This is a genomic window from Streptomyces sp. 351MFTsu5.1, assembly GCF_000383655.1.
Taxonomy (GTDB): Bacteria; Actinomycetota; Actinomycetes; order Streptomycetales; family Streptomycetaceae; genus Streptomyces; species Streptomyces griseorubiginosus.
On sequence record NZ_KB911780.1, the window covers coordinates 51476 to 70182 of the forward strand.

General features: G+C 71.7%; 18 protein-coding genes. 6 read left to right on the forward strand and 12 right to left on the reverse strand.

All coding sequences use genetic code 11. The annotated features are described in order from the left end of the window. Positions 1-242: 242 nt before the first annotated feature. Entirely contained in the window at positions 243-842 is a 600-nt protein-coding gene (locus tag H295_RS0114705; protein ID WP_028809366.1) for an AAA family ATPase, read from the forward strand. On the opposite strand, the gene H295_RS0114710 is transcribed toward H295_RS0114705, so the two are convergent. The 8 genes from H295_RS0114710 to H295_RS0114745 all read right to left on the reverse strand — a co-directional run bounded on the left by H295_RS0114710 (position 830) and on the right by H295_RS0114745 (position 9767). After that, on the reverse strand, positions 830-1801 hold the full coding sequence (locus tag H295_RS0114710; protein ID WP_020136096.1) for an N-acetylglucosamine kinase: 972 nt from the start codon (positions 1799-1801) through the stop codon (positions 830-832). The genes H295_RS0114705 and H295_RS0114710 overlap by 13 nt on opposite strands. Further along, a complete protein-coding gene (locus H295_RS0114715; RefSeq protein ID WP_020136097.1) occupies positions 1792-3057 on the reverse strand; it encodes a 6-phospho-beta-glucosidase in 1266 nt (421 codons plus the stop codon). The genes H295_RS0114710 and H295_RS0114715 overlap by 10 nt, the downstream gene beginning before the upstream one ends. Before the next feature lie 7 nt (positions 3058-3064). Beyond that, on the reverse strand, positions 3065-3958 hold the full coding sequence (locus tag H295_RS0114720) for a carbohydrate ABC transporter permease (RefSeq protein ID WP_020136098.1): 894 nt from the start codon (positions 3956-3958) through the stop codon (positions 3065-3067). A 2-nt stretch (positions 3959-3960) separates the two neighbouring features. After that, positions 3961-4905: a carbohydrate ABC transporter permease gene (locus H295_RS0114725; RefSeq protein ID WP_020136099.1), complete on the reverse strand. Its 945-nt coding sequence runs from the start codon at positions 4903-4905 to the stop codon at positions 3961-3963. Continuing rightward, positions 4905-6248, reverse strand: coding sequence for an ABC transporter substrate-binding protein (locus tag H295_RS0114730; protein ID WP_028809367.1), 1344 nt, complete (start codon positions 6246-6248; stop codon positions 4905-4907). The genes H295_RS0114725 and H295_RS0114730 overlap by 1 nt, the downstream gene beginning before the upstream one ends. Before the next feature lie 54 nt (positions 6249-6302). After that, positions 6303-7496 (reverse strand): ROK family transcriptional regulator, encoded by a 1194-nt coding sequence (locus tag H295_RS0114735; RefSeq protein ID WP_020136101.1) that lies wholly within the window; start codon positions 7494-7496, stop codon positions 6303-6305. 193 nt (positions 7497-7689) lie between these two features. Then, a complete protein-coding gene (locus tag H295_RS0114740) occupies positions 7690-8529 on the reverse strand; it encodes a hypothetical protein (RefSeq protein WP_020136102.1) in 840 nt (279 codons plus the stop codon). Positions 8530-8660: 131 nt separating this feature from the next. Further along, positions 8661-9767 (reverse strand): mechanosensitive ion channel family protein, encoded by a 1107-nt coding sequence (locus H295_RS0114745; protein ID WP_043217534.1) that lies wholly within the window; start codon positions 9765-9767, stop codon positions 8661-8663. Positions 9768-10050: 283 nt separating this feature from the next. Here H295_RS0114745 and H295_RS0114750 point away from each other — a divergent pair, with 283 nt between their 5' ends. Next, complete coding sequence (locus H295_RS0114750; RefSeq protein ID WP_020116449.1) at positions 10051-10587, forward strand: HNH endonuclease; 537 nt, start codon at positions 10051-10053, stop codon at positions 10585-10587. A gap of 124 nt (positions 10588-10711) precedes the next feature. Here the strand turns inward: H295_RS0114750 and H295_RS0114755 are convergent, their stop codons facing one another. From H295_RS0114755 to H295_RS0114765, 3 genes are all read right to left on the reverse strand, one after another. Continuing rightward, positions 10712-12079, reverse strand: coding sequence for a hypothetical protein (locus H295_RS0114755; protein ID WP_028809368.1), 1368 nt, complete (start codon positions 12077-12079; stop codon positions 10712-10714). A gap of 65 nt (positions 12080-12144) precedes the next feature. Beyond that, positions 12145-12855, reverse strand: a complete 711-nt coding sequence (locus tag H295_RS0114760; protein ID WP_020136105.1) for an ABC transporter ATP-binding protein — start codon at positions 12853-12855, stop codon at positions 12145-12147. Then, positions 12852-13385 (reverse strand): PadR family transcriptional regulator, encoded by a 534-nt coding sequence (locus tag H295_RS0114765; protein ID WP_020136106.1) that lies wholly within the window; start codon positions 13383-13385, stop codon positions 12852-12854. Before H295_RS0114765 ends, H295_RS0114760 begins: the two co-directional genes overlap by 4 nt. Positions 13386-13583: 198 nt before the next feature. On the opposite strand from H295_RS0114765, the gene H295_RS0114770 reads away from it, so the two are divergent. From H295_RS0114770 to H295_RS0114780, 3 genes are all read left to right on the forward strand, one after another. Beyond that, entirely contained in the window at positions 13584-13832 is a 249-nt protein-coding gene (locus H295_RS0114770; RefSeq protein WP_020136107.1) for a hypothetical protein, read from the forward strand. Further along, positions 13833-15887, forward strand: a complete 2055-nt coding sequence (malQ, locus tag H295_RS0114775) for a 4-alpha-glucanotransferase (RefSeq protein ID WP_020136108.1) — start codon at positions 13833-13835, stop codon at positions 15885-15887. A gap of 126 nt (positions 15888-16013) precedes the next feature. Continuing rightward, positions 16014-16295, forward strand: coding sequence for a hypothetical protein (locus tag H295_RS0114780; protein WP_020136109.1), 282 nt, complete (start codon positions 16014-16016; stop codon positions 16293-16295). A 135-nt stretch (positions 16296-16430) separates the two neighbouring features. On the opposite strand, the gene H295_RS0114785 is transcribed toward H295_RS0114780, so the two are convergent. Continuing rightward, positions 16431-16997, reverse strand: a complete 567-nt coding sequence (locus H295_RS0114785) for a TetR family transcriptional regulator (RefSeq protein WP_020136110.1) — start codon at positions 16995-16997, stop codon at positions 16431-16433. A gap of 155 nt (positions 16998-17152) precedes the next feature. Between H295_RS0114785 and H295_RS0114790 the strand changes: the two genes are divergently transcribed. Continuing rightward, positions 17153-18634, forward strand: coding sequence for an FAD-dependent monooxygenase (locus H295_RS0114790; protein ID WP_020136111.1), 1482 nt, complete (start codon positions 17153-17155; stop codon positions 18632-18634). Positions 18635-18707 lie beyond the last annotated feature (73 nt).

The window sequence follows — 18707 nt, forward strand, 5'->3', positions numbered from 1 at the left end:
ACCCCGGAACCCGGTGGTGCCGTGCTGCTCTTCGGCGGGTGTGTCACTGTTTGACCTCCCCCATGGTCATCCGTCGCCGCAAGTATCGCTGCCGGGACCGACATCCGCACCGGGCTTCACTCGATCTTGATCGGATCGCAGTGGATCGCCCGCCCGGTCGCGCCCCCCGCACCACCCCTTGCCCATGAATACGCCGCCGGAATCGGTTCGGTTCCCCCTGGGGGGCGCGTAGGGTCGCCGTCGTGCGCGGGGTGCGAGTGGTGTTGATCGGCGGAACGTCGAATACCGGTAAGTCCACGGTCGCCGGGGCGGTCGCCGAGCGGCTCGGTTTCGAGCACCGGTCGACGGACCTGCTGGCGAGACACCCGGGGCGGCCCTGGCGCACGCCGGAGCGGGAGGTGCCGCCGCATGTGGCGGAGCACTACGCGACGCTGCCCGTCGACGAGTTGACCGACTCGGTCCTCGCCCACTACGAGCGCCTGTGGCCGCGCATCGAGGAGCTGATCGCCGAGCACGCCGAGCACCCCGCCGGTCCCGGCCTGGTCCTGGAGGGCTCCGCGCTCTGGCCGGAGCGGGTCGCGGCCCTGGACGTCCCGTACACCGCCGCCGTGTGGCTCACCGCCGACGAGGCGGTCGTCCGCGCCCGGATCCGTGCGGGCGGGCGCTACGACGAGGCGTCGGAACAGGAAAGGTTCCTGATGGACAAGTTCCTGGCCCGGAGCGTGCGGTACCAGTCGCTGATGATGGCCGCCCTGGACCGGCTGGGCCTGGCCCGCGTCGACGTCGGGACGGACAGGTCCGTCTCCGAGGTCGCCGACGCGGTGCTCGCTCAGGCCTCGTAGTACGCCCGCAGCCGCGCCTGGGCCGCCGGGGGCGCCGCGACCCGGTCCAGGCCCAGCAGGGCGGCGCCGAGGACGGGGGAGGCGGTCACCACCCGCGGTACCGCCTTGGGGGCCCGTTCGGCGAGCAGTTCCCTGATGCCGTCGTCGAGTTGGGGGTGCCGGGCCGCCAGGACGCTGCCGCCGAGCAGGACCGGCGTCTCCTCGTCGAGGAGGTCGAGGCGGGTCAGCGCCACCGTCGCCATGGCCACCACCTCGTCGGCGAGGCGGTCGACCAGGGAGCGGGCCACCGGGTCGCCCGCCGCGGCCGTGGCGAACAGCACCGGAGTCAGCTCGTGACGGCGGGCGGGGGCGATGTCCTCCAGGTGCAGCGCCTCGACGAGGGCGTACACGGACGGCAGCCCGAAGTGGGCCGGGAGCACACGCGCGAGGTCGGTGTCGACGCCCCGTCCGTCCTCCGCGCGGGACGCGTGCCACAGGGCCTCCTCGGCGAGCCCCCAGCCGCCGCCCCAGTCGCCGGAGATCCGGCCGAGCGCGGGGAAGCGGGCGGTACGGCCGTCGGGGCGCATGCCGACGCAGTTGATGCCCGCACCGCACACCACGGCGACCCCGCGCGGTTCGGTGACGCCGGCCCGCAGGATCGCGAAGGTGTCGTTGCGGACCTCCACGCTCGCGCCCCACGCGCGCGCGTGCAGGGCCGCCGCCAACCGCTCCTCCTCGACGGGGAAGTCGGCGTTGGCGAGACATGCCGAGACGTGCCCGACGGCGCTCACCCCGGCCGCGGCGAAGGCCCGCCCCACCGCGTCGGCGACGGCGTCCACGGCCGGCTCGACGCCCACCACGGGCGGCCGGAACCCGCCGCCGCGGGCCGTGGCGAGGACGTGTCCGTCGTCCGCCACGACCGCGACGTCGGTCTTGCTGTTGCCCGCGTCGACGGCGAGGACGCATGCGGTCAGGCCCACGCGAGATGCTCCCGGTTGTGTGCGATCAGTCGGTCGGTGAGGCCCTCGGCGTACGCGTACTGGCCGACGAGGGGGTGGGCGAGCAGCGCCTTGAAGACCCGCTCGCGCCCGCCGTGCAGGGCGGCCGTCAGCGCCAGGTCCTCGTAGGCGGTGACGTTGGCCATCAGGCCCGCGAACAGCGGGTCCACGGTGGGTACCGGCAGCGGGGTCGGACCCTTCGGGCCCACCGCCGCCTGCACCTCGATCACCGCGTCGTCGGGCAGGAAGGGCAGCGTGCCCCGGTTGAGGGTGTTGACCACCTGGTAGGGGCTGCCCCCGCCGCCGAGCAGCCCGGCGGCCAGGTCGACCGCCGCCTCCGAGTAGAAGGCGCCGCCGCGCTTGGCGAGCAGCTCCGGCTTCTCGTCCAGGGCCGGATCGCCGTACATCCGGAGCAGTTCCGCCTCCATGGCGGCCACTTCGGCCGCCCGGGACGGCTTGGTGCCGAGTTCCCGTACGACCTCGTCGTGTGCGTAGAAGTAGCGCAGGTAGTACGACGGGACCACGCCGAGCCGCTCCAGGACCGGGCGCGGCAGGCGCAGGTCGGCGGCGATCGCCTCACCGTGCTCGGAGAGCAGCTTGGACAGCACGTCCTCGCCCTCGGGGCCGCCGAGCCGTACCCCCGTCTCCCAGGTGAGGTGGTTGAGGCCCACGTGGTCGAGGTGGACGTCGGCCGGGCTGACGCCGAGCAGCCGGGCGAACTTGCGCTGGAAGCCGATGGCCACGTTGCACAGCCCGACCGCCTTGTGGCCGGCCTGGAGGAGGGCGCGGGTGACGATCCCGACGGGGTTGGTGAAGTCGATGATCCAGGCGTCCGGGTTGGTGCGGCGGACCCGTTCGGCGATGTCGAGGACGACCGGCACCGTGCGCAGCGCCTTGGCGAGGCCGCCCGCGCCGGTCGTCTCCTGGCCGACGCAGCCGCACTCCAGGGGCCAGGTCTCGTCCTGCTGCCGGGCCGCCTGGCCGCCGACGCGCAGCTGGAGGAGCACGGCGTCGGCGCCGTCCACGCCCGCGTCCAGGTCCCGGGTGGTGGTGATCCGGCCGGGGTGCCCCTGCCGGGCGAAGATGCGCCGGGCGAGGCCGCCGACCAGCTCCAGGCGCTCGGCGGCCGGATCGACGAGCACGAGTTCCTCGACGGGCAGGGTGTCGCGCAGCCGCGCGAAGCCGTCGATGAGTTCGGGGGTGTAGGTCGAGCCTCCGCCGACCACGGTGAGTTTCATGGCTTGTCTAACCCTTCACTCCGGTCAGCGTGACGCCCTCGACGAACGCCTTCTGTGCGAAGAAGAACACGAGGATCACGGGGGCCATGACCAGCACGGTCGCGGCCATGGTCAGGTTCCAGTCGGTGTGGTGCATGCCCTTGAAGGACTCCAGGCCGTAGCTGAGCGTCCAGGCGTTCTGGTTCTCCGAGGCGTAGATCTGCGGGCCGAAGTAGTCGTTCCAGGCGTAGAAGAACTGGAAGAGCGCCACGGCCGCGATCCCCGGCCTGGCCATCGGTACGACGACCTTCAGCAGGGTGCGCAGGTCGCCGCAGCCGTCGACCTTCGCCGCGTCCACGTACTCGTTGGGGATCGTCATCAGGAACTGCCGGAGCAGGAAGATGGAGAACGCGTCCCCGAACGCCATCGGGACGATCAGCGGCCACAGGGTGCCCGACAGGCCCAGCTGCTTCGCCCAGAAGAGGTACATCGGGATGATGACGACCTGCGGCGGCAGCATCATCATCGAGATCACCAGCATCAGGGAGAGATTGCGGCCCCGGAAGCGGAACTTGGCGAGCGCGTACGCCACCGGGACCGACGACACGACTGTAAGGACTGTTCCCAGTCCCGCGTAGACCAGCGTGTTGCGCCACCAGGTCAGGAAGCCCGGGGTGTCGAAGACCCGCCGGTAGTTGCCCCATTCCCAGGTGTGCGGGATCAGATCGCGGCTGAGGGCCTGGTTGTCGCTCATCAGCGAGGTCAGGAACACGAACACGAAGGGCAGCGTGAAGAAGAGCGCGGCGGCGATGCCGAGGGAGTGGATCGCCACCCATTCCAGCAGGGCCTTGCGGCGGGCCGTGCGTTCGGCGGGCGAGGCCGGCGACTTCAGCTCCACCGGCCGGTCCAGTACTTGGGTCATGGTCAGTCACCTGCCTGGATGAGACCGCCCCGGCGCCGCATCAGGAACGCGGTGAACACCATCGACAGGGCGAAGAGGACGAGGGCGACGACACACGCGGAGCCGTAGTCGAAGCGCTGGAAGCCGAGGTTGTAGACAAGTTGGGGGAGGGTCAGCGTGGACTTGTCCGGGTAGCCGGGCTCGAACTGGGTGCCCGCGCCCTGGATCACCCCGGAGGCGACCTTTCCGGCGATCAACGGCTGTGTGTAGTACTGCATGGTCTGGATCACGCCGGTGACCACGGCGAACATCACGATCGGTGAGATGTTGGGAAGGGTGACGAACCGGAACCGTTGCCACGCCGACGCCCCGTCCAGCTCGGCCGCCTCGTACTGCTCCTGCGGCACGTCGAGCAGTGCCGCCATGAAGATGACCATCAGGTCGCCGATGCCCCAGAGGGCGAGCAGGGTGAGGGCTGGCTTGGACCAGGTGGGGTCGTTGAACCAGCCCGGTGCCGGGATGCCGACCTTCTCCAGGATCGAGTTGACCGGTCCCGTACCGGGGTTGAGCAGGAAGGCGAAGGCCATGGTGGCCGCGACGGGCGGGGCCAGGTAGGGCAGGTAGAAGAGGGTGCGGAAGACGCCGGTACCCGTCTTGATCTTCGTGATGAGCATGCCGACGCCGAGGCCGAACACGACCCGGAGGGACACCATCACCACGACCAGCCACAGGGTGTTGCGCAGGGCGGGCCAGAAGAAGGGGTAGTCCTCGAAGACGTACGTCCAGTTCTTCGTCCCGCTCCAGGTCGGCGGCCTGAAGCCGTCGTAGTGCATGAACGAGAAGTAGACCGTGGAGATCAGCGGGTAGGCGAAGAAGACCGAGAAGCCGATCAGCCAGGGCGACATGAAGGCGATGGTCCGCAGTGCCGACCTGCGGCGCTTGGAGGCGAGGGTGATCGTCGCAGCCATTACTTCGCCTGCGCGATGTCCGTGTCGATCTGCTTGGCCGCGTCGGCGAGGCCCTTCTTCAGATCGGTGACCTTGCCGCTCTCGTAGGCGTAGCCGAGGTCCTGGACGGTGGTGAGGTAGACACCGCCGTTGATCGAGGACGGGGCGGTCGTCGAGTGCGGGTTCGCGGCGATGTCCAGGAAGGTCTTGAAGCGCGGGTCGTACTTCAGCTTCGGTGACTTCAGGGCCGCGAGCGTCGAGGGCACGTTGTGGATGGCGTTGGAGAAGCCGACCACGGCGTCCGTGTCCGTGGTGATGTACTTCAGGAACTCCCAGGCCGCGTTCTGCTTGGTGCTGTTGGCGGCGATGCCGGCGATGGTGCCGGTGATGTAGCCCTTGCCGTACTGGTCCGCCTGGTCGTCCGGGACGGGCAGCGGGGCCACGCCGATCTCGAAGCCCGGCTTGGCGTCCACGGCCATGCCCAGCCGCCACTCCCCGTCGAGCTGCATGGCCACCTGGCCGGTCTGGAAGGGGTGCTTGGGGCCCCACTCGTCGCCGAGACCGGAGCGGTACTTCTCCAGCTTCTTGTAGCCGCCGAGTTCGTCGACGAGCTTCTTCTGGAGAGTGAAGGCGGCGGCGACGGCCGGGTCGGTGGCGATCGTGGACTTGCCCGCCTTGTCGAAGTAGGTGGGTGAGAACTGGCCCAGGTAGTGCTCGGTCGTGGTCTCCCAGCCGTGGTAGTCCGGCATGAACCCGAGCTGCTTGTACGACTCGCCCTGGGGGATCGTCAGCTTCTTCGCGTCGGTCGCGAACTCGGACCAGGTCTTGGGCGGGTTGGTGATCCCGGCCTTCTGGAACGCCGTCTTGTTGTAGTAGAGCCCGTACGCGTCACCGAGGAGCGGCGCGGCACAGCGGTCGCCGTCGAACTGCGTGTACTGGTTCATCGCGGCCGGGAAGGTGGTGTCCGGGTCGATGCCCGACTTCTTGAAGAACGGGTTCAGGTCGGCCAGCGCGCCCGAGGAGCAGAACTTGCCCACGTTGTTCGTGGTGAACGACGAGATGACGTCCGGGGCTTTGGGGCCGCCCGTGCGCAGCGCCTGGTTGATCTTGTCGTCGGTCATGTTGCCGACGATGTTGACGTGGATGTTGGGGTGCGCCTTCTCGAAGCCCGCGACCAGCGCCTTCACTCCCGCCACCTCGGAGTCCGCGCTCCAGGCGTGCCAGAAGTTGATGGTCGTCTCCTTGGACGCGTCGTCGTCGGCTCCGGAGGAGGCCTGGCCGGTACAGGCGGTGGTGACGAGCACGGCGGACACGGTCAGGGCAAAAGCCGCTTTTCGGGCGGACGAGGGGATGGCTGAGCGCATGACGAGGTCTCCCAGGGGCGGGCGGTGAGGTGAGGGTGTGGGGGAGTCTGAGGATCAGCGCGAGGTGTCGAAGACCTCGTCGCGGGTGGCCGCGAGCGCGCTCTCCAGCGCGCCGCGCAGCACGGGGTGTTCACGGACGTCGCCGACGACCAGCCGGGGCCGGGAGGCTGCCAGTTCCTCCAGCTCGTCCTGGACGAGGGCGCGCAGGGTGTCGCCGCCGGCGGTGAGCGAGGCACCGCTGAGGACGACGAGTTCGGGATCGAGGACGGACACGAGGGAGGCGAGACCGGTGGCCAGACGGGTGGCGTAGGTCTCCAGGAGCAGCCGGTTCAGGACGGTGTCCTCGGTGGCGGCTCGCTCCACGAGGGCGGCGGCGGCCTCGGCGTACGGCCCGGAGGGGATGTCCGTCATGCCGAGCTCACGGGCGAGGCGGGGGATGGCCTGGGAGCCGGCGAGCTCCTGGTAGCCACCACTGTTGGCCTTGGTGACATGCCGTACCAGGGGTGCTCCGGGAACCGGCAGGAAACCTACCTCTCCCGCGCCGCCGGTCCAGCCTCGGTGCAGTCGGCCGCCGAGGACCAGGGCGGCGCCGAGGCCGCCCTCGTTCCACAGCAGCACGAAGTCCTCGTGCCCGCGGGCCGCGCCGAGCCGCTGCTCGGCCACGGCGACGAGGTTGACGTCGTTCTCGTACTCGACCGGCATCGGCAGGGTGGCGGCGATCTCGTCGAGGAGGGCCGGGGTGTGCCAGCCGGGCAGGTGGGAGGCGTAGCGCAGTCGGCCGGTGTTGGGGTCGAAGGCGCCAGGGGTGCCGATGACGAGCCGGTGGAGGTCGCCGCGGGCGAGTCCGGCCGCCTTCACGGCGCCGTCCAGGGCATCGGTGACCTGCCGGACGACGGACTGGGTGGGCCGCCGTCCCGGGGTCGGGAGTTCGTAGGAGCCCACGGTGCGGCCGGTGATGTCGGCGACCGCGGCGAGGATGCGCTCGGGGGTGACGTCGAGCCCGGCGGCGTACGCGGCGGTCGGGTCGACCTCGTACAGCTGGGCGTTGGGACCCGGCCTGCCCTCGCTGGTACCGGTGGCGAGGACGAGCCCCGACGCCTCCAGGCGGGCCAGGAGCTGGGACGCGGTCGGCTTGGACAGCCCGGTGAGCTTGCCGATCCGGGTGCGGGAGAGGGGGCCGTGCTCCAGCAGGAGGTCGAGCGCGGCACGGTCGTTCATGGCGCGAAGCGTGCGTGGTGTGCCTGCCATGGGTGCCCCTCTCCGTGACTACAGGGAAAAGACGACTCTAGAGAAAGAAGACTGTTAGGAAGGTTTCCTATCGGATGCAGGGAACATAGGTCTGGACCTCAGGAGAGTCAAGAGGGGGCGAACCAAGAACCCCCGCAGGAAACGGAGTCGTTACCTGCGGGGGCCTGAGAGTGGGGGACGGCGGCGGGAGTGGTTAACGCACGTCGACGTAGTCGCCCGCGGCCGTAGCCGCACCGGTGGTGGCCGTGCCCGCGAAGACGTACCGGTAGTAGCCGTCCTTGGTGGCCTTCGTGGTCGTCTTCAGCGCGCCGCCGGTCCCGGAGGTCACCGTCTTGAGGGTCGTGTAGCCGGTGGCCCCCTTGGCGCGGAACTGGAGGGTGGCCCTCTGGGAGACGTAGCCGGCGTACTCGCTGCTCTGCCAGTCGGCCCGGGTCAGCTTGCCGGTGACCGTGAGGGTCGCCCCCTTCTTCACCGGTTCGGGGGCCGCGTCCGCGGTGAGCCTGGCCGCACGCTTGATCTGGACGCCGCTGCCGAGCGGGCCCCAGGCGTCGTAGGTGTAGCCGAGGCTGATGTGACCGTCCGAGCCGTCGTCGTCCTGGTCGATCTTGCTGTAGAGGCCGGCCGCCTTCCAGGTGGTGGCGTCCGCGTTCGAGTACAGGGAGCCCTCGGAGTCGATCGCCAGGATCTCCTTGCACGACTCGGTGACGGTGGTGTCCGTCGTTGCGGTCGTGGTGCAGGTGGGGGCGTTCTCGGGATCGATCTCGTTCGCCATCCTGCTGAGCGTGCCCCGGTAGAGCAGGACGCCCGCGAACGTCTTCTTGTAGTCGATCGTCAGGTCGGACGGCCGGGTCAGCGTGTACGTCACCGGTACCTTCACCGAGCCGGTGGTGCCGGCGACGACGGCCTTGCCGCCGTTGACCGTGACGCCGGAGAAGACCAGGTCCGGGCTGGTGGTGGCCGACGCGGCGGGCGCGATCAGGCCGGTCAGGGCCAGGGCACCGGACGCGGCGATGCCTATGGCGAGCTTTCTCATGTGTTTCCCCACATTCGAAACGGGCCCCTGGGCGTTGCGCTCCAGAACAAGGGCCCGTTGTGGGGGCGACGCTAGATGATCATGCTTGTGGGGGGAATGGGCCCTTCACGTGAAGATGGTGAGAATGCGGCCTACTTCGCCGCCGGGCGCTGCGCCGGGGCCGACGCCAGCGGGGAGGCCGCCGCGTGCTGGGGGGACTCGGAGTTCGAGAAGACCGAGGGGGCCGCCACCGCCGCGCTCGGGTCGGCGGGCTCCTCCTCCGCGGGAACCGTCGCACCGCCGACGATACGGATGTCCGCCGCGTCGAAGGCGTGCTTGATGCGCCAGCGCAGCTCGCGCTCCACCGTCAGGGCCTTGCCCGGCATCGTCTTGGCGGAGACCCGCACCACCATGGAGTCCAGCAGGACGCTGTCCAGGCCGAGGACCTCGATCGGGCTCCACAGGAGCTCGTTCCAGGGCTCCTCCTTGCTCATCTTCTCGGCGACCTCGCCCAGGACCCGCTTCACCTTGTCGAGGTCCTCGGAGGCCCGCAGGGTCACGTCCACGCCGGCCGTCGCCCAGCCCTGGGAGAGGTTGCCGATCCGCTTGACCTCGCCGTTGCGGACGTACCAGATCTCGCCCTGGTCGCCGCGGAGCTTGGTGACCCGCAGGCCGACCTCGATGACCTCGCCGGAGGCCACACCCGCGTCGATGGTGTCGCCGACGCCGTACTGGTCCTCCAGGATCATGAAGACCCCGGAGAGAAAGTCCGTGACGAGGTTGCGGGCGCCGAAACCGATCGCCACACCCGCGACACCGGCCGACGCCAGCAGGGGCGCCAGGTTGATCTCGAAGGCCCCCAGGACCATCAGGGCGGCCGTGCCCAGAATGATGAAGCTCGCCACCGAGCGCAGCACCGAGCCGATCGCCTGCGAGCGCTGCCGCCGCCGCTCGTTGTTGACGAGCAGCCCGCCGATCGCGGTGCCGTCGACCGCCTGGGCGGTGCGGTTCATCCGGTCGATCAGCTTGGTGATGGCCCGCCGCACGACCATTCTCAGCACCCCGGCGATCACCAGGATCAGCAGGACGCGCAGGCTGATCGCCAGCCAGGTCGACCAGTTCTGCTCGACCCAGCTGGCGGCGTTCGTCGCGCTCTCCTGGGCGTCCTGGAGGGACGGGACCGTCACGGCGGACGGCGACTCCGAGGGAGTCGGCGTCGGTGACGAACCGGCGGCCAGTAGGACGGCGGACAAGGACACGGCAGGTACCTCCAGGTGCTTGCGTCTGCCGTCCGGCAGGGCGGTCAAGGTCACGAAAAGGTCACCGGTACGGCAGAACAACCACACTAACGGTGCATCGTGTGGGGATCGTTGCCATGTACGAGGGAGAGACGGGCTTCACCTGGGGATGAAGAAATGTGTGGTCGAAAACACTCCCAGCCCGTTACCGGGACATGGTGGCGTTTCTCCCGGCCAAGAGGGGAGACTGACCTCAGATCGTCCCGGCGCGAGCCACGCGCCGCCGACGCCCAAGGAGGCATCCGTGCCGCATGTCCTGGTCCTCAACGCGTCGTACGAGCCTCTCGGCGTCGTACCGCTCCGCCGCGCGCTCGTCCTCGTCCTGGAGAACAAAGCGGTCTCCCTGGAGGAATCCGGCGCCTTCATGCACAGCGCGACCGTCACAGTCCCCGCACCCAGCGTGGTCCGGCTCAAAAGGTTCGTCAGGGTTCCTTACCGAGGTCCTGTGCCTCTCACCCGCAGGGCGCTCTTCGCGCGCGACGGGGGCCGGTGCATGTACTGCGGTGGCGTCGCAACCAGCGTCGACCACGTCATCCCGCGCAGCCGCGGGGGCAAGCACGTCTGGGACAACGTGGTGGCGTCCTGCCGCCGCTGCAACCATGTGAAGGCCGACCGACACCTGTTCGAAATCGGCTGGCGGCTGCGCCACAAACCCGCTCCACCCACCGGTCTGGCCTGGCGCATCATCGGCACCGGGCATAGGGACCCGCGCTGGCTGCCCTACTTGCAGCCGTACGGCGCGGAGGACGCCATGGCCCGGATCGACGGCATCTCAGCCTGACGACGATCCGGGCCTTTGTGCAGCCGCCCACGCGCGTGTGCCGCAGCCGCCCACGCGCGTGTGCCCGCGGCTCGGCTCCGGCCCCGGAGGCCCCCCGTACCTCCGGGACCGGACACTCATGCCCTCACGTGTACCGCAGCTCCGCCGGGCGGACCGAGCGGCGCAGCAGCGGCAGTGAGGTCGCGGCGGCGAGGAGACAGGCCGCGTAGACGCCGAGCGGGACCAGGAGGGCGGCGTACGGCGTGACCGGGGCCCCGTCCGCGGTGAGGCGGGCGTAGCAGACGCCGATCGTCATGCCCCCGGCGCCGCCCAGCAGCAGTGCGGGCCCGAGGGGCAGGGCGGTCTCCAGCAGCAGCGCCCGGCCCAGGACCGACCGGGGTACCCCGGCGGCGGTCTGCGCGGCCAGTCCGCGGCGCCGGGCGGCCAGGGACTCGACGGTGCCGACGGCGAGGCCGCCGAGGGTGATCGCGAGGGCGACGAGGATCGCCAGCGCGGTCAGGTCGAGCCCCGCCTCGTAGTACGACATGCTCGCGGCGAGCCGGTCCGGGCCCTTGGCGTGGAGATCGGCCAGGAACGCCTGGCGGACGCCCACGTACGCCGTTCCGACGACCGTCACCAGCAGCACCGCCGCGTGTGTGCGGGCCGCGGCCCACGGGTCCTCGCGCAGCCGTTCCGCCGCGATCAGCGTGGCCGCCGTACGGGCCCGGCGGGCGAGCACCCGGCCCGTCACCCTGGCCGTCCCGCCGACGAGCCCCAATGCGGCCGCGCCGACCACCACGAGCAGACCGGCCACGATCAGCGGCGGCCCGCCGTAGGCAGGCGTGCGCTCGGGCCCTCCTCGGGAGGTGAGGGCCACGGCGACCGGTGCCGAGGCGGCCAGGAGCAGCACCGCGGCCGCGAGCAGCAGCCCCGAGGTCCGCCCCGAACGCGGTCGCACCCGCCGTACCCGCCCCAGCGGGGAGGCCACCACGCGACGCAGGGCCACCGCGCCCGCGGCCGCGCCCAGCACCGGCACGCCGAGCCCGGTCATCGCGACCCCGGCCCAGGCGAGCGCGGGCGGGTTCTCCCACCCGGTCAGCATCACGACCACGGCGGCGGACGTCGTCAGCGCCGAGCCGAGCAGACAGGCCAGGCCCGTCTCCAGCGCGGAGATCCGCCGTACCTGTGCGGGCGTGGCGCCGGCCAGCCGCAGTGCGGCCAGTCGCCGGTCGCGGTGCACGGCTCCGATCCGGGCGCACTGGCCCAGGAAGCCGAGCACGGGGACCAGCAGGAGCAGCAGGGTGACGATCACGCCGGAGCGGGTGCCGGGCTGGTCGAGGAGACCTGCGGCCAGGGAGACGGCGTACTGCCCCTGGAGCGAGGCGAGCGCGGCCGCGGCCAGCGCGAACCCGGTCGCGAGCGCCGCACCGAGCGCCGTGAGCCCCACCCGCCACCACTCACGCCGGTCGGAACCCCGGGTGAGCAGCCAGGCCAGACGGAGGTCGGTGCCCAGCGTGCTTCTGGCACGGGCGGCGAGGTCGGTGCTCAGCGAGTCTCCGGCGCGGGCGAGGTCGGTGCTCACGCGGCCACCTCCGTGGCGGCCGCGATCCCGTCGGCCATCCGGACCTCGCGGTCGGCGTAGGCCGCCACCTGTGGGTCGTGGGTGACGAGCAGGATCGCGGTGCCGGACTCGCGGGCCGTGCGGACCAGGGCGGTCATGACCTGTTCGCTCGCCAGGGAGTCCAGCGCACCGGTGGGCTCGTCGGCGAAGACGACCCTCGGGCCGGTGACCAGTGCCCGGGCCAGCGCGGTCCGCTGGGCCTGGCCACCGCTCATCTCACCGGGCCGCAGCTCGGACCGGCCGCGCACACCGAACCGCTCCAGCCACTCGCCGGCCCGGGTGTGCGCCTGGGCGCGCGAGGTGCCGGCGAGCAGCAGCGGCAGTGCCACGTTGTCGAGCGCGGTCAGCTCCGGGATCAGCTGCCCGAACTGGAAGACCACGCCGAACTCGGTGCGGCGCAGCTCGCTCAGCCGCTTCTCGGGCAGCTGGTCGAGGCGCTCACCGCCGTAGGACACCGCACCGGTGTCGGGGCGGACGATCCCGGCCAGGCAGTGCAGGAGCGTCGACTTCCCGCTGCCGCTGGTGCCGGTGACGGCGAGGATCTCGCCCGCGTCCAGCCGCAGCGAGGCACCGCGCAGGGCCTCCGTCCTCCCGTCCGCCTTGCCGTACGCCTTGCCGAGGTCGCGCCCTTCGAGAAGTGGCACCGAAGTGTCCCCCTTGCTGCTCATGCCGAGTCGACCTCGGCGGTCAGAGTGGTGAGCCGGGCCGCCGTGGTGGTCATCCAGCGGAGGTCGGCGTCCAGGTGATTGAGGGCGTAGTCCGCCGAGAGCACGGTCGCGAGGTCGGCTCCGGGGGCCGTCTTGACCGCCGTGAGTTCCCGCATCCGCGCCATGTGGGCGGCACGCTGGGCCCTCAGGTAGGCGTCCGGGTCGCCTCCGGCCAGGATCGAGACGACCACCTTGGCGAAGATCTCGTTCGTCACGAAGGGCGCCGGCGGGGCGATCTGCCCGGCCCACTCGGCCAGTTCCCGTGCTCCCTCGTCGGTCGCGCGGTACTTGGTGCGCTCCGGGCCGCCGTCCGAGTCGGTGCCGTCGACCTCGGCGAGACCGTCCCGGACCAGGCGCTGGAGGGTCGTGTAGACCTGCCCGTAGGCGAGCGGACGGGCCTGCGGGAAACGGTCGTCGTGGCGTCGCTTGAGGTCGTAGCCATGGCTCGGCCCACCGGCGAGCAGCCCCAGCAGGATGTGACGGGTGCTCATGGAGATCAGTATGCATCACGTATATGTACTGAGTGAATAGTGGTCGCTGAACATGGCTCCCGTGTGATCGGTGGACGGGAGCGGCGGCGGCACGGAACATGACGAACAGCACGTTCTCCCCTCCGGTACGTCTGCCTTCGCGTCCACTGGGTAGGGCTGCGGTAACCCCCGTCGTCGTACTCGACCAAGGAGGCCCCCGTGGCCGCACCGGCACACCTTCTGCTCCCGGCCCCGTCCAAACCCGGGGCGCCCGCTGACCACTTCTGTGTCTTCAGCGCCGAGGGCGCCTGCACCGAGACCCCCCTGACCAGCGAACCGCCCCTGCCCGACGCCGAACCCCTCACCAGCGAACCGCCGCTCGCCGACGCCTCCCCCCTGACCAGCGAGTCCGACACCTACCCGGAGCCCGGCCCGGCCGGCGGGTCCTACGACCACCTGGAGCCCTAGATGGCGGCGCCCCCCGGTCCGGAGCTGACCCGGCTCGCCGAGTCCTACGGCGTCGCCGCCTCCTACCAGCCCGCCCCGGACCGTACGGTCGCCGCCTCCGCCACCGCCGTCACCCTGGCCCTGGCCGCGCTGGGCGTCGAGACGGACGACCCGGCCGCCGCCCTCGCGGCCCGCGAGCGCGAGCTGAGCGCCCGCCTGCTGCCGCCGACGGTGGTGTGCTGGAGCGGCAGCCCGCCCGCGTTCGCCGCCGGCCTGCCCGAGGGCACCCGGCTGCGCATCGTGACCGAACAGGGCGAGACGCGGGACTCGGCCGACCGGCTCCCGCCCGGGGTCCACCGGTTGACCGCCACCGCCCCCGACGGCCGCACCGCCGACGCCCACCTGATCGTGGCCCCGCCCCGGCTGCCCGCGCCGCCCGGGCGGTCGTACGGCCTCCTCGTCCAGCTCTACTCCCTGCTCTCGCACCGCTCCTGGGGCATGGGCGACCTCGGTGACCTCGCCGAACTGACCTCCTGGGCGGGCCGCGCGCTCGGTGCCGGCTTCGTCCAGGTCAACCCGCTGCACGCGGCCGTGCCCGGCCCTCCGACCGACCCCTCGCCCTACCGGCCCTCCTCGCGCCGCTTCCCCGACCCGGTGCACCTGCGGATCGAGGGCATCCCCGAGTACGTCCATGTCGCCGACCCCGACCGGCTCGAGGCCCTGCGCGAGCGGGCCGAGCGGTTGCGGGAAGCCGTGCTGGAGAAGGGTGCCCTGATCGACCGGGACGCCGTGTGGGAGCTCAAGCGGGAGGCGCTCGAACTCGTCCGCCAGGTCCCGCTCGGACCAGGCCGCCGTGCCGCCTACGCCGACTACCTCGCCGAGGGCGGCCAGGCGCTGGAGGACCACGCGACCTGGTACGCGCTGGCGGAGGTGCACGGCTCGGACCGGCGCACCTGGCCGGCCGGCCTCCAGGACCCGCGGTCCGCCGAAACAGCCCGCGCCCGCCGCGAGTTGATGGACAGCGTCGACTTCCACTCCTGGCTCGCCTGGCTCACCGAGAGCCAGCTGACCGCCGCACAGCGGGCCGCGCGGGAGGCGGGGATGCCGGTCGGCGTCGTCCACGACCTCGCGGTGGGCGTGCACCCCGAGGGCGCGGACGCCTGGGCCCAGCAGGCGTACTTCGCGGCCGGGATGTCCGTAGGAGCGCCTCCGGACGCCTTCAACGCGCGCGGCCAGGACTGGGGGCTGCCGCCATGGCGCCCGGACCGGCTCGCGGAGTCGGGTTACGAGCCGTACCGGCAGCTCCTGCGGGCCCTCTTCCGATACGCCGGCGCGCTGCGCATCGACCACGTCATGGGGCTGTTCCGGCTCTGGTGGGTGCCACAGGGGCATCCGCCGACCGAGGGGACCTACGTCCGCTACGACGCGGAGGCGATGCTCGCCGTGCTCGTCCTGGAGGCCTCGCGGGCCGGGGCGCTGGTGATCGGGGAGGACCTCGGGACGGTGGAGCCCGGTGTACGCGAGGCCCTGCGCGAGCGGGGGGTGCTGGGGACCTCGGTGCTGTGGTTCGAACGGGACTGGGAGGGGGACGGCCGGCCGCTGCCCCCGGAGCGGTGGCGCGCGGACTGCCTCGCCACCGCGACCACCCACGACCTGCCGCCGACCGCCTCCCGCCTCACCGGGGAACACGTCGAACTGCGGGACGGCCTGGGTCTGTTGACGCGGCCACTGGAAGAGGAGCGCGCGGAGGCCGCCGCCGACACGGGGGAGTGGCTGGAGCTGCTGGCCCGCCTCGGTCTCCTGCACGGCACGGGGGGCGGCGCCGACCCCTCCTCCGAGGAGGCCCAGATCCAGGCGGTGCACCGGTTCCTCCAGCGGACCCCGGCGCGGATGGTGGGCGTGTGGCTGCCGGACACGGTGGGGGACCGCCGGCCGCAGAACCTGCCGGGGACGTGGGACCAGTACCCGAACTGGCGGCTGCCGATCGCGGACGGGGAGGGGCGGGCGGTGACACTGGAGGACCTGGCGTCGTCGGCCCGGCTGCACGCGTTGATGGAGGTGCTGCGGGGGCTGTAGGGGCTCGGGGCGGGCGCTGTAGGGCTCCTGGGTGGGTGCCGAAGGGTTCTTGGGCGGGGACGGCCCGGGACGCTTTAACGCACCCCGGACGCGCGGCCCCGTCCGACGTTCGGTACTTTTGGCCCCGTGGACAAGAAGAACGCCCTGCGCGCCGGCGCCCTGGCTGCCGGTACGACGCTGATGATGCTGCTCATGTCGGTTCCCGCCTCGGCGCTGACCCGCGACGACGGCGACGACCCGGGCACGGGTCTGAGCGTCATCGAGACGCTGGGCCTCTTCGTCGTGGCCCCGCTCGTGCTGTTCGGGGTCATCGCCGGGCTGGTGATGGTCCTGGACAAGTCCAAGAACGAGCACCGGGTGATCGCCCCGAAGACCAAGGCCAAGGCCAAGGTCACGACAAAGGCCTGACCGGGTCTGACTGCACTTTCCTGGGCGCCGGCTTCGCCTTCTGTACGGAATTCGTCCGTGCGGGGGTGAGGGCGGCGCCTTTGGTGTGTTCGGGCCCGGTGACCAGACCCGCGCCCCCCGATTCCACCGGCGCCGTCAGGGGCTCGGTGCCGTGAGGTAGCGCTGAATCGTCGGGGCCAGCCACGCGAGGATCTCCTCGCGGGCCAGTGCCACGGTCGGCGGGAGGCGCAGCACGTACCGGGTCAGTGCCAGCCCCAGCAGCTGCGTGGCGGCGAGTGCGGCCCGCGCCGGGGCCTGTTCCGGGTCCGGGCACACCCGCGCGGCCACCGGCATCACCTGCTCCCGGAAGATGCCCTGCATCCGCTCCGCCCCCGCCTGGTTGGTCGCGCCGACCCGGAGCAACGCGGTGAGCACCTCGTTCTCCTCCCACAGGTCGAGGAAGCGCGCCACAAGGGCCCGGCCGATGTCGTCCCGGGGCAGGGACGCGGGCTCGGGCAGCCCGAGATCGACCGAGACGGCCGCGGCGAAGAGCCCCTCCTTGTTGCCGTAGTAGCGCATGACCATGGACGGGTCGATCTGCGCGTCCTTGGCGATGGCGCGGATGGTGGCCCGCTCGTAGCCGTCGGCGGCGAAGCGCTCGCGGGCGGCGGTGAGGATCGCGTCGCGGGTGGTGTCGGAGCGGCGGCGGGGGGTGTCGTTCACGCCCACGATCGTAGGCCAACGCGTGTTGGCCAACAAGTGTTGACGCCGACTTGGGGTGCCGCTACCTTCGTCAACAGATGTTGGCAAACAAGCGTTGGCAAACAGTCGTTGTCAAACAGTCGTTGGCGAACAGGTGTTGGCCATAGGAGGTCCCCATGAACGGCACCGGCACGAAGCGCACCGGCACGAACGGCACCCCGGCGATCGACACCCCCGTGATCGTCGTCGGCTCCGGCCCCACCGGCCTTCTCCTGGCCGGCGACCTGGCCGTCGCCGGCGTGCCCGTGACCCTCGTCGAGAAGCGTCCGCACCGGATCAGCAACCTCTCCCGCGCGTTCGTCCTGCACGCCCGCACCCTGGAACAACTCGACGCGCGCGGCCTGGCCGACGACCTGGAGGCGCTCGGCCAGCGCCTCGACAGGCTTCGGCTGTTCGGCGACCTGACCATCGACCTCGCCGGCCTCCCCTCCCGCTTCCGCCACCTCCTGGTCCTCCCGCAGTACGAGGTCGAGAAGGCCCTGGAGCGGCGGGCGGTGGCGGCGGGCGTCGACTTCCGGTACGAGACCGAGGTGACGGCCCTGACCCAGGACGCGGACGGGGTGACGGTCCGGGTCGGCACCTCCGACGGAACCGCGGAGTCCCTGCGCGCCGCGTACGTCGTGGGCGCCGACGGCATGCGCAGCGCCGTACGCGACGCGATCGGCCTGCCCTTCCCGGGCCGCTCGGTCATCCGGTCGGTGGTGCTGGCGGACGTCCGGCTCGCGGAACAGCCCGAGACCCTGCTCACCGTCAACACGGTCGGCGACGCCTTCGCCTTCCTCGCGCCCTTCGGCGACGGCTACCACCGGTTGATCGCCTGGAACCGCGCCCACGACGTCCCCGACAGCGAGCCCCTCGACCTCGACGAGATCAAGGAGGTCACCCGTCTCGCGCTGGGCCGTGACTTCGGGATGCACGACGCCCGCTGGATGTCCCGCTTCCACAGCGACGAACGGCAGGCCCCCGCCTACCGCGTCGGCCGTGTCTTCCTCGCGGGCGACGCCGCCCACGTCCACACGCCGGCCGGCGGCCAGGGCATGAACACCGGCCTCCAGGACGCGGCGAACCTGAGCTGGAAGCTGGCCCAGGTGATCCACGGCCACGCGAGCCCCGGACTTCTCGACACCTACCAGTCCGAGCGCTACCCCGTCGGCAGGGCGGTCCTGCGCAGCAGCGGCGGCATCGTCCGCCTGGCGATGGCCAAGCGCCCCTGGGAACTGGCCCTGCGCGCCGCCCTCACCACCGTCCTCAGCCGCGTCGCCCCGGCCCGCCGCAGGATGCTCGGCCGGCTCACCGGGATCGGCTACAAGTACGCCGCCCCGCGCACCGCCCACCCCCTCACCGGGACCCGCGCCCCCGACGTCCCCCTGGCCGGCGGCGGCCGCCTGTACGAGTCCCTCCGCACCGGCCACTTCGTCCTGATCACCCCGACCCCGCCCCTCGACCCGGGCCCCCGCAAGGACCGCCTCACGGTGGAACGCTGGGCGAGCGACCGGCGTACGGCGGTGCTGGTGCGGCCCGACGGGTATGTGGCGTGGGCGGCGGACGAGCCGGACGCAACGGGTGTTGAGTCGGCCCTGGCCGAGCATCTCGGGTGAGGGGTCGCGAGGGTGCGGCATCGCAGGCTCGAAAAGGCTGACGTTCGGAACTGCCACCGCCCCGCGCCCGCCG

What these genes read in the sequence shown, in the direction of transcription:
- H295_RS0114715 (WP_020136097.1), bottom strand. Translation starts at nt 3,057, where the DNA reads ATGAAACTCACCGTGGTCGGCGGAGGCTCGACCTACACCCCCGAACTC.
- H295_RS0114720 (WP_020136098.1), bottom strand. Translation starts at nt 3,958, where the DNA reads ATGACCCAAGTACTGGACCGGCCGGTGGAGCTGAAGTCGCCGGCCTCG.
- H295_RS0114725 (WP_020136099.1), bottom strand. Translation starts at nt 4,905, where the DNA reads ATGGCTGCGACGATCACCCTCGCCTCCAAGCGCCGCAGGTCGGCACTG.
- H295_RS0114730 (WP_028809367.1), bottom strand. Translation starts at nt 6,248, where the DNA reads ATGCGCTCAGCCATCCCCTCGTCCGCCCGAAAAGCGGCTTTTGCCCTG.
- H295_RS0114735 (WP_020136101.1), bottom strand. Translation starts at nt 7,496, where the DNA reads ATGGCAGGCACACCACGCACGCTTCGCGCCATGAACGACCGTGCCGCG.
- H295_RS0114740 (WP_020136102.1), bottom strand. Translation starts at nt 8,529, where the DNA reads ATGAGAAAGCTCGCCATAGGCATCGCCGCGTCCGGTGCCCTGGCCCTG.
- H295_RS0114760 (WP_020136105.1), bottom strand. Translation starts at nt 12,855, where the DNA reads ATGAGCAGCAAGGGGGACACTTCGGTGCCACTTCTCGAAGGGCGCGAC.
- H295_RS0114765 (WP_020136106.1), bottom strand. Translation starts at nt 13,385, where the DNA reads ATGAGCACCCGTCACATCCTGCTGGGGCTGCTCGCCGGTGGGCCGAGC.
- malQ (WP_020136108.1), top strand. Translation starts at nt 13,833, where the DNA reads ATGGCGGCGCCCCCCGGTCCGGAGCTGACCCGGCTCGCCGAGTCCTAC.
- H295_RS0114790 (WP_020136111.1), top strand. Translation starts at nt 17,153, where the DNA reads ATGAACGGCACCGGCACGAAGCGCACCGGCACGAACGGCACCCCGGCG.